14 protein-coding genes are annotated in these 14,786 nt (G+C 70.8%); 3 read left to right on the top strand and 11 right to left on the bottom strand.

Features of this window, described 5'->3' with window-relative positions:
• Positions 1 to 89: 89 nt before the first annotated feature.
• Positions 90 to 590, top strand: coding sequence for a VOC family protein (locus AB0D57_RS07655; protein ID WP_362068295.1), 501 nt, complete (start codon positions 90 to 92; stop codon positions 588 to 590).
• A gap of 38 nt (positions 591 to 628) precedes the next feature.
• Here the strand turns inward: AB0D57_RS07655 and AB0D57_RS07650 are convergent, their stop codons facing one another.
• The 8 genes from AB0D57_RS07650 to AB0D57_RS07615 all read right to left on the bottom strand — a co-directional run bounded on the left by AB0D57_RS07650 (position 629) and on the right by AB0D57_RS07615 (position 10,750).
• Entirely contained in the window at positions 629 to 1,588 is a 960-nt protein-coding gene (locus tag AB0D57_RS07650) for a threonine/serine dehydratase (protein ID WP_362068292.1), read from the bottom strand.
• A gap of 30 nt (positions 1,589 to 1,618) precedes the next feature.
• Positions 1,619 to 1,969: a UBP-type zinc finger domain-containing protein gene (locus tag AB0D57_RS07645; protein ID WP_362068289.1), complete on the bottom strand. Its 351-nt coding sequence runs from the start codon at positions 1,967 to 1,969 to the stop codon at positions 1,619 to 1,621.
• Positions 1,966 to 3,414, bottom strand: a complete 1,449-nt coding sequence (locus tag AB0D57_RS07640; RefSeq protein WP_362068286.1) for an ATP-binding protein — start codon at positions 3,412 to 3,414, stop codon at positions 1,966 to 1,968. The genes AB0D57_RS07645 and AB0D57_RS07640 overlap by 4 nt, the downstream gene beginning before the upstream one ends.
• Positions 3,411 to 5,087 carry an FAD-dependent oxidoreductase gene (locus AB0D57_RS07635; protein ID WP_362068283.1) on the bottom strand — a complete coding sequence of 559 codons (1,677 nt, stop codon included), beginning with the start codon at positions 5,085 to 5,087 and terminating at the stop codon, positions 3,411 to 3,413. Before AB0D57_RS07635 ends, AB0D57_RS07640 begins: the two co-directional genes overlap by 4 nt.
• An 87-nt stretch (positions 5,088 to 5,174) precedes the next feature.
• Positions 5,175 to 6,425: a DUF4032 domain-containing protein gene (locus AB0D57_RS07630; protein WP_362068280.1), complete on the bottom strand. Its 1,251-nt coding sequence runs from the start codon at positions 6,423 to 6,425 to the stop codon at positions 5,175 to 5,177.
• 163 nt (positions 6,426 to 6,588) lie between these two features.
• Positions 6,589 to 7,386, bottom strand: a complete 798-nt coding sequence (locus AB0D57_RS07625) for an N-formylglutamate amidohydrolase (protein WP_362068277.1) — start codon at positions 7,384 to 7,386, stop codon at positions 6,589 to 6,591.
• Positions 7,387 to 7,443: 57 nt separating this feature from the next.
• Positions 7,444 to 7,896: a cyclic nucleotide-binding domain-containing protein gene (locus AB0D57_RS07620; RefSeq protein WP_362068274.1), complete on the bottom strand. Its 453-nt coding sequence runs from the start codon at positions 7,894 to 7,896 to the stop codon at positions 7,444 to 7,446.
• 151 nt (positions 7,897 to 8,047) lie between these two features.
• Complete coding sequence (locus AB0D57_RS07615; RefSeq protein ID WP_362068271.1) at positions 8,048 to 10,750, bottom strand: SpoIIE family protein phosphatase; 2,703 nt, start codon at positions 10,748 to 10,750, stop codon at positions 8,048 to 8,050.
• A gap of 159 nt (positions 10,751 to 10,909) precedes the next feature.
• Here AB0D57_RS07615 and AB0D57_RS07610 point away from each other — a divergent pair, with 159 nt between their 5' ends.
• Positions 10,910 to 11,146 (top strand): DUF6296 family protein, encoded by a 237-nt coding sequence (locus AB0D57_RS07610; RefSeq protein ID WP_362068268.1) that lies wholly within the window; start codon positions 10,910 to 10,912, stop codon positions 11,144 to 11,146.
• Here AB0D57_RS07610 and AB0D57_RS07605 read toward each other — a convergent pair.
• Positions 11,064 to 12,308, bottom strand: a complete 1,245-nt coding sequence (locus AB0D57_RS07605) for an MFS transporter (protein WP_362068265.1) — start codon at positions 12,306 to 12,308, stop codon at positions 11,064 to 11,066. The genes AB0D57_RS07610 and AB0D57_RS07605 overlap by 83 nt on opposite strands.
• Before the next feature lie 201 nt (positions 12,309 to 12,509).
• Between AB0D57_RS07605 and AB0D57_RS07600 the strand changes: the two genes are divergently transcribed.
• Complete coding sequence (locus tag AB0D57_RS07600) at positions 12,510 to 13,502, top strand: DUF5937 family protein (protein WP_362068262.1); 993 nt, start codon at positions 12,510 to 12,512, stop codon at positions 13,500 to 13,502.
• A 1-nt stretch (position 13,503) separates the two neighbouring features.
• On the opposite strand, the gene AB0D57_RS07595 is transcribed toward AB0D57_RS07600, so the two are convergent.
• Positions 13,504 to 14,304 carry a VOC family protein gene (locus tag AB0D57_RS07595; RefSeq protein WP_362068259.1) on the bottom strand — a complete coding sequence of 267 codons (801 nt, stop codon included), beginning with the start codon at positions 14,302 to 14,304 and terminating at the stop codon, positions 13,504 to 13,506.
• A gap of 228 nt (positions 14,305 to 14,532) precedes the next feature.
• Entirely contained in the window at positions 14,533 to 14,748 is a 216-nt protein-coding gene (locus AB0D57_RS07590; RefSeq protein WP_028804134.1) for a DUF4177 domain-containing protein, read from the bottom strand.
• Positions 14,749 to 14,786 lie beyond the last annotated feature (38 nt).

The following is a 14,786-nucleotide window of genomic DNA, read 5'->3' as shown; positions in this document are numbered from 1 at the left end:
GCGGCGCCGTACTGAGCGCGCCGACTTGACCGGGAGCGGGGGAGGTCTAAGGTGAGAGTAAATTAGTTGAAGAGTGGACGGAGTTTCCGATGGCCCCCTCGGACCCCTTGGATCTCGCCGCGATCGAGGCCGAGCGCGCGCGTATCCGGGACACGCATCTGACCTCGGACCGGCGGGCGAGCTCGGCCCGGGGTGTGCACCATGTGGCGCTGCTCTCCTCGGACGTGGAGCGGACCGTGCGGTTCTACCAGGGCGTCCTGGAGTTCCCGCTCACCGAGATGATCGAGAACCGCGACTACAAGGGCTCCACCCACTTCTTCTTCGACGTGGGCAACGGCAATCTGCTGGCCTTCTTCGACTTCCCCGGCCTCGACGTCGGCCCCTACGCGGAGGTGCTCGGCGGACTGCACCACCTGGCCATCTCGGTCGACCCCACCACCTGGCGGCGACTGCGCGAGCGGCTCGGTGAAGCCGGGGTGGAGTACGAGGAGGAGAGTGGTACCTCCCTGTACTTCCGTGACCCCGACGGCGCACGCGTCGAACTGCTCGCCGACCCGCTGGGGGAGATGTACGGCAGCTCGGTGCTCTGAGGGCGCGGCCGTCGGCCGGGTCAACGGACAACGATCCGTCAGCGCAGCCGAAAGCGGTCCGCCCAGGACATGACATCCGTCGTCGTCGCGTTGCCCCCGCACAGCACCAGCCCGAGCCGCGCTCCGTCGCCGACCCGCTCCCGCACCTGCCGCGCCGCGGGCAGCAGACAGCCGGTCGCGGGCTCGGTCCACACCTTGGCGTGGTCGGCGAGGTCCAGTGTGCCCTGGACGGCCTCCCGGTCCGGGACCACGAGCACCTCGGTGACCAGTGCGGACACATGCTCGTACGTCAGTTGAGAGACGGCCGGAGCGCTGAGCGTGGTCACGATCGAGGACAGCGCCACCGGCACCGGACCACCCGCGGCCAACGCCTGGGACATGGCCTCCGCGCCCTCCGTCTCCACACCCCAGATCCGCACCCCGGGCCGCAGTGCGCGGAGCGCCGCCGCGACACCGGAGATCAGACCGCCGCCCCCGACGCTGACAAGGACGTCGGTGAGGTCGCCCGCGTCCTCGGCGAACTCCAGACCGACGGTGCCCTGACCGGCGATCACCACGGGATCGTCGAACGGGTGGACCGGAGTCAGCCCCTCGTCCCGCAATCGCGTCATGAGCGCGAACGCGCCGTCCATGTCGTCCGTCAACCGCAGCGACGCGCCGGCCGCCTCCACGATCTCCACGGAACGCACGGGCGCCGTCCTCGGCATCACGACGGTCGCCTTCACCTCGAGGGCGGCGGCCATCACCGCCAGTGCGATCCCGTGATTGCCGCCGCTCACCGCCACCACGCCCGCCGCCCGCTCGGCCTTGCTCAGCGCCAGCAGCCGCGCCGTCGCTCCACGTGCCTTGAACGACCCGGTGTGCTGCAACAACTCCAGCTTCACGGTGACCGGAACCCCGAGCAGTGCGGACAGCCCCGGGCTGGGGGCGGTCGGCGTGCGGACGACGTGCGGGGCGATCCACTGTGCCGCGCCCCGGATCTGCGAAAGACCGATCAAAGCTCGTGCCGTCCCCTCGAACCTCGTCAGTCAGCGCAGTGTGTCGGCCCAGTCGGCGGGCACGCGTCCCGCGGGGCCGGGTGTGGGCTGGTCGGCGGGGTGGCTCAGCGGGGGAGCGAGGTCCGGCCCCGACTCGTACAGCTCGGACGTGTCGTAGTTCCAAAACCAGCTCTCGCCCGGCTCGAAGCTCTGAACGAGGGGATGCCCGGTGGTCTTCGCGTGAGAGGTGGCGTGCTGCGCGGGAGAGGAGTCGCAGCAGCCGATGTGCCCGCACTGGGCGCAGCGCCGCAGATGGAACCACCATCCGCCGACAGCGTCGCATTCGGTGCAGCCGGTGCCGCTCGGCGTGGCGGTCGGGTCGATTCCGGTCGGCATGGTCATGACGGCTCCTCGGAGGTGTCGGGGTCCGCGACGGTCAGCGGAAGACGTACCTGGAAACGTGTGTCCCCGGGGACAGACTGCACCTGAAGACTCCCGTGGTGCTTGTTGACGACGATCCGCCAGGAGATGTCCAGTCCGAGCCCGGTGCCCTCACCCACCGGCTTGGTGGTGAAGAACGGGTCGAAGATACGGCCCTGGATCTCGGCCGGCACACCGGGCCCGGTGTCGCGGAACTCGACGCGCACCTGGTCCCGGTCGTGCGCGGTGCACACGGTCAGCTTCCCTTCGCCGCCCATCGCCGAGACGGCGTTGTCGATGAGGTTCGTCCACACCTGGTTCAACTCGCCGGGATAGGCGGGGATCTTCGGCAGCGTGCGGTCGAACTCCTTGACGACCTTGATGCCGGAGCCGATCTTCCCGGAGAGCATCAGCAGCGTGCTGTCGAGCAGTTCGTGCACGTCGACGACCTGGTAGGGCGCGCGGTCGAGCTGCGAGTACTGCTTGGCGGCGTCGACGAGGTGCGAGATGCGGGTGGTGGAGTCCTCGATCTCGTTCATGAGGAGCTCGGTCTCCACGGTGTAGTTCAGCCAGCGGATCGCGCCTTCGAGGGTCTCCTCGTCCACCGCCGCCGCGACCTGGTCCAGCCAGTCCGTGTCGAGTCCGGCCTGCACGAACGTGGGCGCGAGCTGCCAGCCGCCCGCGATGCCGTGGTCGTCGAACCAGTCGGCGAGGGCGTCCTCCCGGTCGGAGGCCTCCAGCGGGCTCAACGGCGTCGCTTTGGAGACCTGTTCGGCGGTGCGCTCCTGGATCTCGACGAGCGTCTCCAGAGCGGCGCGTGCGTACGGACCCGCCGCGATCAGGCCGAGCTTGTGCCGCATCCCGGCCACCCGGTCCCGCAGCGCTGACGTGGCCCGCACCGCCGCCGCGGCCGGATTGTTGAGCTCGTGCGTCAGCCCGGCCGACAGCGAGCCGAGCGCCAGCAGCCGCTCGCGCTGCCCGATGGTCCGCTCGGTGTTCTGGGTGCCGAAGAACAGCCCCTCCAGCAGATGCACGGCCATCGGGAACCAGTCCCGCAGGACCGCGGCGAACGTCTCGGCAGGCAGGATGAAGAACCGAGACGGCTCGGTGGCCCGCATGGAACCCTTGTACTGCGCCTCGCCCGAACCGCTCAGATAGGCCTGCATGGCCCCCGCGTACACCCCGCGCTGGGAACTGCGGCTGATCTCCACGTCGTCGCCGCCCACCCGGCGCGACATCACGACGGTGCCGTGGAGCAGCACGAAGAAGCAGGTGGCCGGCTCGCCCTCGGTATAGACGGGACCGGGGTCGAACTGCTCCACCCGGCCTTCCCGGCACAGCCGCTCCAGCTGTTCGGTGTCCAGCTTCTCGAACAGGAACAGCGTGCTGAGCTCCGCCTTGTCGCAGGGCATCGGACGCCCGCTCATGACTGCTCCAGATAACGGTGGACGAGCATGACGGCCATGGCTCCCTCTCCGACCGCGGACGCGACCCGCTTGGCGGACTCGGCACGCGCGTCCCCGGCCACGAACACACCGGGGATATTGGTCTCCAGGTGGTACGGCGGCCGGTCCAGCTCCCAGTCCGCGGGCGGCTGCCCGTCGACGGTCATGTCGGGCCCGGCCATGATGTATCCGCGCTCGTCCCGGAGCACGGTCCCTTCCAGCCAGCCGGTGAGAGGGGCCGCGCCGATGAACACGAACATCCACTGCGCGTCGACGAGTTCGGTGTGCCCGCTCGTCACATCCCGCAGGGTGAGCTGCTCCAGATGGTCCGAGCCGTGCACCGCCTCGACGACCGTGCCGGTGCGCACGGTGATGTTGGGCGCCTGGTCGATCTGCTGGATCAGGTAGTGCGACATCGACGCGGACAGTGAGGAGCCCCGTACGAGGAGGGTGACCGACTTGGCGCCCCGGGCCAGGTACATGGCGGCCTGCCCGGCCGAGTTCGCGCCGCCCACGATGTACACGTCGTGGCCCTGGCATGCGGCCGCCTCCGTCAGCGCGGAGCCGTAGAAGACCCCGCACCCCGTCAGATCCGTCGTACCGGGCGCCTCCAGCTGCCGGTACGACACACCGGTCGCCAGGATCACGGAGTGCGCGGCGATCGCCGAGCCGTCCGAGAACCGGATGACGCGCGACGCGCCGCACACCTCCAGGCCGGTCACTTCCCGTGCGGTCAGGATCTCGGCGCCGAACTTCGCCGCCTGCCGCCTGGCCCGGTCGGTGAGCTGCGCTCCGGACACGCCGTCCGGGAAGCCGAGGTAGTTCTCGATGCGTGAGCTCTGCCCGGCCTGCCCGCCGGTCGCCGACCGCTCGACGAGCACCGTCCGCAGCCCCTCGGACGCGCCGTACACGGCGGCTCCGAGCCCGGCCGGACCACCGCCGATGACGACGAGGTCGTAGAACTCCGCCGTCGGCGTGGTGGCCAGTCCGACCCGCGCTGCGAGATCGGGGTCCTCGGGTTCTACGAGCGGTGTGCCGTCCGGCGTGATCACCAGCGGCAGCCGCTCCCCGTCCTGACCGGCCGCGGACAGCAGCCGCCGGCCCTCCGGGGTGTCGGAGGAGTACCAGCGGTACGGCACCTGGTTGCGGGCCAGGAACTCCCGTACGTCCGACGACCGCGCCGACCACCGGTGACCGACCACCTTGCAGGTCGGCACGGGACGGTAGTCGCTGGCCCGCCAGGCGGTCAGCAGATCGTCCAGTACCGGGTAGAGCTTCTCCTCGGGCGGATCCCACGGCTTGAGCAGATAGTGGTCAAGATCGATCACATTGATCGCGTCGATCGCCGCGTTCGTGTCCGCGTACGCGGTCAGCAGCACCCGGCGCGCGCCCGGATACACGTCGAGCGCCTGCTCCAGGAACTCGATGCCGTTCATCTGCGGCATCCGGTAGTCGGCCAGGATCACCGCCACCTGGTCGCCCCGCAGCTTCAGCTCCCGCAGCGCCTCCAGTGCCGTCTCCCCGGACTCGGCGCGCACGATCCGGTGCGACTCGCCGTAGCGGCGCCTGAGGTCGCGGGCCACGGCACGCGACACGCCGGGATCGTCATCCACGGTCAGGATGACGGTCCGCGCTGGACCGGCGGCCTGTGTCATACGTCTCCCACCCCGAGAGGTCAGTGTCGCCCTCAATCGTATGTATGAACGGTCACCTTCGCTCTGGAACCGCTCTGCAACCGGCGCTCACGCGGGCCCGGCGGAGGCGTCCGCCCGTGGTGGCAGGGACTCCCGGACCTTGGGGAGGATGTTCGTGACGTAGTCCTCGACGACCGTGTCCAGGTCGATGTCGTGCTGGGCGCGCTCGGACAGGTACCAGCGGTGCTCCAGGAGCTCGTGGTAGAGCTCGGCCGGGTCCATGGAGCCGCGCAGATCCAGCGGCACGGCCCGGACGGTCGGCCGGAAGACGTCCCGTACCCAGCGATGGGCGAGGACTTCGGGCCGGGCGGCGAGGGGGTCGCCGGGGGCGTAGTCGTCCTGGGTGGCCATCCAGCTCTCGAGATCGTTCAGAAGCCGGCGTGCCTGGTTCTCCTCGGCGTCGAGCCCGGTCAGCCGCAGCAGCTGGCGCTGGTGGTGGCCCGCGTCGACGACCTTGGGGACGAAGGTGACGGTGTCGCCGTTCGAGGAGTGCGCTATCTGCATCTCGGCGACGTCGAAACCGAGGTCGTTGAGGCGGCGGATGCGGCGGTCGATGTAGTGGTGCTTGCCCGCCGGGTACACGGATGTACGGGTCAGCTCCTCCCACAGGTCCTGGTAGCGGGCGCAGATCTCCATGCCGAACTCGATCGGGTCGACGGAGGGGTGCAGGGCCCCGGCCGCCTCCAGGTCCAGCAGCTCGCCGCTGATGTTGACACGGGCCAGATCGAGGTCGTACTCCCTTTGCCCACTGCTGAGTTGGGGGTGCAGTTCGCCGGTCTCGGCGTCCACCAGATACGCCGCGTACGCTCCGGCGTCGCGTCGGAACAGCGTGTTGGACAGCGAGCAGTCGCCCCACGCGAACCCGGCCAGATGCAGCCGCACCAGCAGTACCGCCAGCGCGTCCATCAGCCGGTGCATGGTGGCGGGCCGCATGGTCGTCTCGAACATCGACCGGTACGGCATCGAGCCGCCCAGATGCCGGGTGATGAGGACGGATTCCAGCGGCCCGCCGTCGGCGTCGGTGCGCCCGGTGACCACGGCGAGCGGATCCACCGCGGGGATGGAGAGCCGGTCCAGGCTGAGCAGCAGCCCGTACTCGCGCACCGCGGGTCGCTCGGCGAGCTCCTTGACGGCCACCACCTCGGTTCCGGCGCGCGCGTAGCGCACCACGTGCCGCGAGATACCGCGCGGCAGCGGGACCAGGTAGTGCTCGGGCCACTCCTCCAGGGGCAGCTGCCAGGGCAGTTCGAGCAGGAGCGCGGGATGCTCGGGATTGGTGGCGCTGATCTGCAAAGCCATCGACGGGCTGCCCTCACCTCGGGTTGAACGTGTACATGGCCCAGCATCTACGAATGATCGCCGAGGCGGAAGCCATGGCGCGAGCGGCATGATCCCGTACGCTCTGCGAACCTTCGGCCAAGCGATTGCTTACCCGGGCTTCAGGGGGCGCCACGCCGTCCGGCTACCTGGAGACGGCGTCGACCAGCGCCGCCAGCGCGGCGCCGACGCGCGCGAGCCCCGGGCCCGCCGGGCCGCCCGGCTCGCTCATGTACATGTCCCGCCGGATCTCGACCATCAGCGCCGTGACCCGCGTGTCCTCGCCGTGGAACCGCAGCGGGACGTACGCGCCGGAGAACGGGCTGTCGATCCCCACACCCCCGAGGTCCGCGAACGCCTTCTCCGCGACGGCCACCAGCCCCGGCGGTGTGTGATAGGCGTCCGTGCCCAGACAGACCGGCGGTCGCGGACTGTCGCCGTGCAGCTCGTAGGGCAGCCGAGCCGTCGGATACGAATGGACGTCGACGATCACGGCCCGCCCGGCGACGGCCAGCCGGTCGGCGACGGCCGCCGTCATCGCCTGCGCGTACGGGTGGAAGTAGCGGTCGATCAGCGGCTTCGGGTCGGCGTCCGCGGACCGCAGCGGGGCGCGGTGCGTCGTCCGTGTGTAGACCGCGCCCATCCCGACGGCCAGCATCTCCTCCCGTTCGTCGGGAAAGCGTTCGGGGTCGACCACCAGCCGGGACAGCCGGTTGACGAACCGCCAGGGAGTGACCCCGGCCGCCCGCGCCGCGGCCCCGGCCAGCTCGGCGGTGTGCGCGTCCGTGATGTGGTCCAGCTCGCGCTCCAGCGCGGCGTCGTCGAGCACGATGCCGTCGCGCACCGGCGCCGGTATCCGCCGCGCGGAGTGCGGGACGTGCAGGATGACGGGCGAGTCGTCGGCACCGGGGAGGAGTTCGAAGGAATCCAGGATGTCGTCCATGAGGGATTCATACGTGATTCCTGTCCCCGTCCGCATGCCTGCCGGCGAGGCGCCCCCTCAGCCGGAGCCGCCGTGGCGCGCGTAGTGCTCGATCAGCGTCTCGCGGGTCGTTTCGAGCCGATGGGCCAGGATGGCGCCGATCGTCCGGGTCAGGGACAGCTCCAGCGTCGGATCCTTGTCGCACAGGGCCCGCACCCGCGCGGCATCGAATTCGTAGGCGCGTACGGGGCTGAAGGCCTCGGCGCCGAAATCCCAGGTGTGCGGCGGGAACAGCCATGACCAGCCGAGCAGATCGCCGGGGCCCAGCGTGGCGACGGAGATACGCCTGTCGGCGACGACCCGCTGGTACAGGGAGACCGTTCCGGAGCGGACCACCCAGAAACGGTCGGCGGTACCTCCTGCTTCGAAGATCCTTCCGTCCGCCGGGAACGAGACCTCCTTGGCCAGAGTCATCAGCCGTTCGCGATGGTCCCGGGAGAGGGCGGGCAGGAGCCGGAGAGCAGTGGGCATCGCGGACCTCCATCGCGCCGCCGCATGGCCGCGGGGGCTCAGCGGCGCATGTCGTACCGGTGGTATCCCGTCACCCTCCATTGGAGCCGGATCCGCGGGATTCGTCGCGTCGGGGGACGAGATTGCGGTGTACGCCCTCACCTCCGGCGTCTCAGGGCAGGGATTGTTCGGCCCAGATCACCTTTCCGGCGAGGGTGTAGCGGGTGCCCCAGCGTTCGGCGAGCTGTGCGACGAGGAACAGACCGCGTCCGCCCTCGTCGGTGGTGGCCGCGTAGCGCAGCCGGGGTGAGGTGCTGCTGCCGTCGAAGACCTCGCAGACCAGACTGCGGTCATACAGCATGCGGACCTGGATGGGCCCATTGCCGTAGCGGATCGCGTTGGTGACCAGCTCGCTGAGGATCAGCTCCGTCGTGAACACCATCTCGTCGAGCCCCCACTCGGCCAGCTGCCGGGTGACCGAGGCACGCACCTCGCCGACGGCGGCCGGCTCGGCCGGTACCTGCCAGTCGGCGATGCGGTCGGCACCGAGGGCGCGGGTGCCGGCGACGATCAGGGCGACGTCGTCGCTCGGCCGGGCCGGGAGCAGCTCCTCCAGGACCGTCTGGCAGATGTCCTCCGGTGACCCGTCGGCCCGGGCCAGCGCGGTGCGCAACAGCTCCAGCCCGACGTCGATGTCCCGTACCCGGTCCTCGATGAGCCCGTCCGTGTACAGCACCAGCCGACTGCCCTGTTCCAGTTCGAGCTCGGCCGTCTCGAACGGAAGGCCGCCCAGGCCGAGCGGCGGACCGGCGGGCACCTCGGGGAACTCGACGCGGCCGTCGGGCCGGACCAGCGCGGGCGGCGGATGGCCGGCCCGGGCGACGGTGCAGCGCTGGGAGACCGGGTCGTAGACGGCGTACAGGCAGGTGGCGCCGGTGATCGTGGAGCCGCTGTCCTCCGCCTCGTCCTGGTCGATGCGGCCCACCAGCTCGTCGAGCAGCCCGAGGATTTCATCGGGCGGCAGGTCCAGGGTGGAGAAGTTGTGGACCGCGGTACGCAGCCGTCCCATCGTGGCCGCGGCGTGCAGCCCGTGGCCGACGACATCGCCCACGACGACCGCGACCCGGGCGCTGGACAGCGGCAGGACGTCGAACCAGTCCCCGCCCACCCCCGCCTGCGCGGGAAGATAGCGGTAGGCGATGTCCAGGGCGCTCTGTTCGGGCAGATTGCGCGGCAGCAGACTGCGCTGCAGCGTCACGGCCATGGTGTGCTCCCGCGTGTAGCGGCGGGCGTTGTCGATGGAGACCGCGGCACGGGCGACCAGCTCCTCGGCGAGGGCCAGCTCCTCCTCGTCGAAGGGCTCGGGCTTCTCGGAGCGCCAGAAGTTGGCCACGCCCATCACCAGGGGTCCCACGCGCAGGGGGACGGTGATGAGCGAGTGGATTCCGTACTCCACGACCTGAGCGGTGCGCTCGAGATCCTGGGCGTGCCATCCGGGAGCCCCTTCGAGGTCGGGCTCGACGATGGCCTCGCCGGTGCTGAGGCTGCGGGCCTGCGGCGAGGAGGGAACGAATCCGATCTGCTTGCCCACCGGATAGAGGGGGGCGTCCTCGCGGATCCCGCTGAACGCCGTGCGCCGCAGTTCGGTCACGGCTTCCGGTTCCTCGCCCTGCAGCACGGCGTCGGCCAGGTCGACCGTGACGAAGTCCGCGAACCGCGGAACGGCCACCTCCGCCAGTTCCTCGGCGGTGCGGGTCACGTCCAGGGTCGTGCCGACGCCCACACCGGCGTCGTACAGCAGTTTGAGGCGTTCCCTTGCCACCTCGGCCCTGCCGGACAGCGCACGCAGCTCGGTCGAATCACGGAACGTCGCGACACTGCCGGACGGGCCGTCCCGGAGGTCCGTGGGGCGTTGGTTGATCGCCAGCAGTCGGTCTCCGACCAGGTGCACCTCGTCCGTGGCGACGCGTCCTGAGGCCAGCAGGTCGGCAGTGTCCGAGTCGAGGCCGAGCCCGATGACGGGCCGCCCCTCGGCGTCACCGGGGAGGTCGAGCAGCCGGTGCGCCTCGTCGTTGGCGAGCAGCATCTGGCCCTCGCCGCCGACGATGATCACTCCCTCCCGGACGGCGTGCAGCACCGCGTCGTGGTGTTCGTACATGCGCGTCATCTCGTACGGGCCCAGGCCACGGGTCTGGCGCAGCAGCCGCCTGCTCACCAGGGCCGTCCCCGCCGTGGCCAGAGCGAGTGCCGCGGCACCCGTGCCCAGCAGGAGGGGCAGCTGCCGGTTGGCGACACCGCCCACGTTTGCGGTCGTGATACCGGCCGACACGATGCCCACGACCGAACCGTCGGGAGCCTTGATCGGAACCACGGCCTGCACCAGCGGGCCGATCGTTCCCCTGATCTGCTCGGTGCTGGAGCGGCCCGCAAGCGCGGGTTCGATGTTCCCGACGAACTTCTTTCCGATCCGGTCCGGCTTGGGATGGGTGTAGCGCACCCCGTCGGTGTTCATCACGACGATGAAGTCCACCTTGGACCGCTCGCGGGCGACCTCCGCCCGCGACTGCAGCACAGCCGAGGGGTCGGGGGCCCTCAGCGCCTCACGGGTGCCTGGTGCGTTGGCGAAGGTCTCGGCGACGGCGAGCGAACGGTTGCGGGCCTCCTGCGTGCTGTCGTGCCGTACTTGCAGTACAAGAGTCACCACCGCGGAGATGACCAGCAGCAGGACGATCACCACTTGCAGCACGAACACCTGGCCCGCGACACTGCGCAGGCTCAGCGCCGACCTCAGCCCTGTGGCAGGCCTGTGCTGCTCGCGTGCACCGGGGGGACGGGGGGTCGACTGAGCCCGGGATCGACCCAATAGCCGGACCATGTGCCTATGTCTACACTGCCCGACGCCGTGAGGCGAGGGGCGTCTCGTGGGGTGATCGGGCGCCGGGAGCTGCTATCGGCATGATCTGGCCGCATCATGGAGAAGGGTTATTTGCCTGCATTTGTTTCCGCATGTCTTTCTCGGGCGCTGGAGGCCGTCATGACCACTCCGGACCGTTATCGGCTGAGCTTCACCCATCAGGAATCGGGAATCGGCGTCATCACCGACGAGGTGGTCGTCGAGCGGACCGATGCCCTCGGACCGGGCGGAAACCCGGTGTATTGCGATCCCACCGGCATTCTCCGTGCCGAGATCAGTCCGGCGGGGGAGGTGCGGATGCTGGCCAGCGGCGGCTACCAGGCGCCAGTCGTGCCCTCCGCCGAACCCCTGCCATGAGCAGCCCCGGTGCGGGCCGGATCAGGACCGTCAGCGCACCGAGCGTGAGCACTCCGCCGACCAGGAACGTTCCGCGTACCCCGACGGCGGGGAGCAGGGCGGCGCCGGTCAGCGCGCCCGCCGCGACGCCCGCGTTGAAGGCGGCTGAGTTCGCCGCCAGGGCCAGCTCCGTCCGCCCGGGAGCCACCTGGAGGACCTGGCTCTGCGTGGCCATGAAAACGGGTCCCACCGACGCGCCCAGGAGCATCAGCAGGGCGACGGTCGCCACCTGACTGCGCCCGCCGCCCACATACAGGCCGAGCAGGGCCACCGCCTGGGCCGCCACCGGGACCGTCAGGGTCGCGCGCGGGAAGCGGTCGAGGAGTGGCCCGGCCGTCGAGACGCCGACGACCCCCGCCACCCCGAACACCATGAGCAGAGCACTCACCGAGCCCTCGGCGAAGCCACTCACCTCGTCGAGGAAGCTGACGATGTAGGTGAACCCCGCGAAGGCCCCGGTCACCGACAGGGCGGTGGTCGCCAGCACGACGACGAAGCGGCGGGTGTCGGGAGCGGCCCCGTACGCCGCGTGCCCCTCCTGCGGACGTGAGGTCGGCAGCAGCACCGCGATGGCGACGAGCGCGACCAGTCCGAGCGCGCCCAGCACCATGAAGGGCGCGCGCCAGCCGCTGTGCCCGCCCAGCCAGGTGCCCGCCGGAACCCCGAGAACCGTGGCGAGCGAACCCCCGACGGACAGCAGCCCCATCACCCGGCCGCGCCGCTCGGGCGGGAACAGCCCCACCGCGACCGGACCCATCACCGCCCAGAACAGCGCCTGGGACAAGGCGGTCGCCACCCGCGCGGCGAGCAGGAAGCCGTACGAGAGGGCACCCAGGGCCGATACCCAGCTCGCCAGCACGAGCAGTGCCAGCAGTCCCGACAGGACATGGCGGCGCGGGATCGACCGGGTGGCGTGTGCGACGGGCAGCGAGACGACGGCCACCGTCAGTCCGTAGCCGGTGACCAGCAGTCCGACGGACGCCAGGGACACCCGCAGGTCGTCCGACATGAGCGGGAGCAGCCCGACGGGCAGGTTCTCCGTGGTGTTGAACGTGAAGGCGGCCAGCATGAGCGCGGCGACGACGGCGGCTCTGCGTCGGCCGGTGAGACGTACGCTCGCCATCCACGAGCCTTTCTGCGAGGGGATGCCGGGAGTCGGCCGGATGCGGCCAGGGGCAAGCGTGCGGGGTCCTTGCGCGGCCCTCTACTCTTTCGGGTGGAGCCGAATTGCTCCCCCCGGCCTCGTGAGCTGTGCAGGATCACCGGACATCACCGGGCGTCATCGGACGTCCCCGAAGGCTCCCCGAAGGCAACGGAGGCCGTTTTGCCGCTGACCCTGCACCTGGGTACCGACGACCTGACGCGGTGCCGGTTCGCGGTGTCCCCGCTCTGCCAGACGCACGAGGCGCTGCGCATGCTGCGGCGGCCCGCCCGGCACGCCTTTCACCGGGACTGGCTGCGGCGCGTACGCGACACCGTGGCAGGCCTGGACCTGTCGGAGTTGTGGCTGTTCATCCCCCGCAAGGGCGGATACACCCCGGACTTCCTGGGACCGCCGCCCCAGGCACCGAGCGCCTCCTTCGAGGAGGAACTGGCGCGGATGCGGGCCACCGACCCCGCCATGGCCCGCGGGGAGCTGGCACGTTCGCTGGCGTGCACCCCGGGCGCGGCCGAATCACCGTACAGCCGCGCGGCGTTGGACGACCCCGCGGCCACCGTGCACCGCCTCGCCGACCTCACCGAGCGGGCCTGGCACGCGCTGCTCGCCCCGGACTGGCCCCGCCACCAGGCCCTCCTGGAGGCCGACATCACGCACCGCGCACGGCAGTTGGCGGACGGCGGCCTGGAAGCGCTCTTCGGCGACCTGCACCCCGAGATCGAGTGGGCCCACGACACGCTGACCCTGCGCGGGTACGGCGACCTCAAGGAGGCACAGGGCGCCGACGGCCGGGGCGTGCTGCTGATGCCCAGCGTCTTCGTGCGGCCGGACGTGGTGAGCGGCTTCGCCCGGCCCTGGCAGCCGACGGTGATCTATCCGGCCCGGGTCACGGGAGGCCTGCCGGCAGGGGGCGCCACCGCCGAGGCGCCCGCGGCCCTGACCCGCCTGCTGGGACCCCATCGCGCCGCCGTCCTGGCCGGCCTCGACGCCCCCGCCTCGACCACGACCTTGGCCGACCGCCACGGGTTGGCCCCTTCGTCCGTCTCGGCCCACCTCTCGGTGCTGCGCGACGCGGGACTGCTGGTCTCGCACCGACAGGGCTACTACGTCCTGTACGAGCGCACGGCGCTGGGGGACGAGCTGGCGGGCGGCGCTTGAGCTATCCGGCGCCCTTGGAGGTCACCGTGAAGTGCGCCCCGTCGGGATCGCTCAGGATCGCCTCCGTCGAGCCGACCCCCTGCTGGTGGGCCGTGCCGCCGTGGGCGCGCGCGGCCCGGGCGCAGGCCTCCACGTCGTCGACGGTGAAGTGGATCCGCCAGTGCGGCCTGATCGTGGGGTCGGGTGCCGCCTCCACCGCGCCGGAGTGGATACGGGCCACGACGTCGCCCTGACTGCGCAGCACGACTTCGTTGTCCTCGTAGTCGACCTCGCAGCATCCGGGGGCCGAGGTGGCCCACCGGAGGACCTCCCCGTAGAACATGGCGGCGTCGAAGGCGTCGCGGGTGTGCAGCCGTACGAAGACCGGTGCCGCGCGGCGCCACTCCTCCCAGTCGGCCACGAGCTCGCCCTCCCAGATGCCGAAGACCGCCCCGTCCCGGTCGGCGAGCAGCGCCGCCCGCCCCGGCGGGAACGAGATCGGCCCCACCGCGGTCGTGCCGCCGCGCTCCTGGCTGCGGGACACGGTCTCGTCCGCGTTGGACACGGCGAAGTAGGGGGTCCAGGCGGCGGCCTTCGGCCCGATGGAGGCAACCGTCGCGACGCCGGCCACCGGCACGCCGTTGACCCGCGCGAATTTGTACTGTCGGCCCAGTCTGCCCACGTGCCACTCCCAGCCCAGCACCGCGTGGTAGAACTCCTGCGCGGCCCGCAGGTCGCGCGTGGTCAGACTGACCCAGCACGGTGCGCCGCACACCGAATGACTCGAGACGACCCCACTGTCAAGGGTTCTGCCGCTCTTCATCGCCGCACCGTCCTGACATCACTGGCCGGCAGCGGTCCGGCGCAGGTGTGGGTGGGCGCCCGTGGCATGCGGCACGCCCGGCATCCGCTCAGCCGAGAGAGGCCTTCCGTGCCGGAAGGCCTCCGACGGCGTCAGTACCGCCCGCGGATCCGCTGTCCCATCAGCTCCAGCATCCCTCGCCTCGGCGTTCCGCGCACTCCACGGCGACATGCGCGGGCAGGGGAGGAGCTATCCGCGCGGCCTCTCGAAGGTCAGCAGCAGGCCCTCGACCGCGCCGGGGCCTATGCGGCCCTTGACGTCGGCGGACGTGATGGCCTTGAGCGCCCAACCGTCCCCCGCATGCTTGTTCAGGACCTTCTCCAGCTTGTCGCTGTCCAGCGCGTCGCCGATGAGCGACTCCCGGAACGTGACGACCTTGTACTCATAGGTGTAAGGACTGCTCATGGCTGCGGGCTCTCCTGCGGGTCGGTGGGTATGGCCGG

This window comes from Streptomyces sp. NPDC048275 (assembly GCF_040652275.1).
GTDB lineage: Bacteria > Actinomycetota > Actinomycetes > Streptomycetales > Streptomycetaceae > Streptomyces.
Note: the sequence above shows the minus strand (reverse complement) of the source record. Positions and strands in the feature narration are given on the sequence as shown.

Excerpts from the sequence above, each read along its gene's own strand:
- AB0D57_RS07655 (WP_362068295.1), top strand. The coding sequence starts at position 90 with ATGGCCCCCTCGGACCCCTTGGATCTCGCCGCGATCGAGGCCGAGCGC.
- AB0D57_RS07645 (WP_362068289.1), bottom strand. The coding sequence starts at position 1,969 with ATGACCATGCCGACCGGAATCGACCCGACCGCCACGCCGAGCGGCACC.
- AB0D57_RS07640 (WP_362068286.1), bottom strand. The coding sequence starts at position 3,414 with ATGAGCGGGCGTCCGATGCCCTGCGACAAGGCGGAGCTCAGCACGCTG.
- AB0D57_RS07635 (WP_362068283.1), bottom strand. The coding sequence starts at position 5,087 with ATGACACAGGCCGCCGGTCCAGCGCGGACCGTCATCCTGACCGTGGAT.
- AB0D57_RS07630 (WP_362068280.1), bottom strand. The coding sequence starts at position 6,425 with ATGGCTTTGCAGATCAGCGCCACCAATCCCGAGCATCCCGCGCTCCTG.
- AB0D57_RS07625 (WP_362068277.1), bottom strand. The coding sequence starts at position 7,386 with ATGGACGACATCCTGGATTCCTTCGAACTCCTCCCCGGTGCCGACGAC.
- AB0D57_RS07620 (WP_362068274.1), bottom strand. The coding sequence starts at position 7,896 with ATGCCCACTGCTCTCCGGCTCCTGCCCGCCCTCTCCCGGGACCATCGC.
- AB0D57_RS07615 (WP_362068271.1), bottom strand. The coding sequence starts at position 10,750 with ATGGTCCGGCTATTGGGTCGATCCCGGGCTCAGTCGACCCCCCGTCCC.
- AB0D57_RS07610 (WP_362068268.1), top strand. The coding sequence starts at position 10,910 with ATGACCACTCCGGACCGTTATCGGCTGAGCTTCACCCATCAGGAATCG.
- AB0D57_RS07605 (WP_362068265.1), bottom strand. The coding sequence starts at position 12,308 with ATGGCGAGCGTACGTCTCACCGGCCGACGCAGAGCCGCCGTCGTCGCC.
- AB0D57_RS07595 (WP_362068259.1), bottom strand. The coding sequence starts at position 14,304 with ATGAAGAGCGGCAGAACCCTTGACAGTGGGGTCGTCTCGAGTCATTCG.
- AB0D57_RS07590 (WP_028804134.1), bottom strand. The coding sequence starts at position 14,748 with ATGAGCAGTCCTTACACCTATGAGTACAAGGTCGTCACGTTCCGGGAG.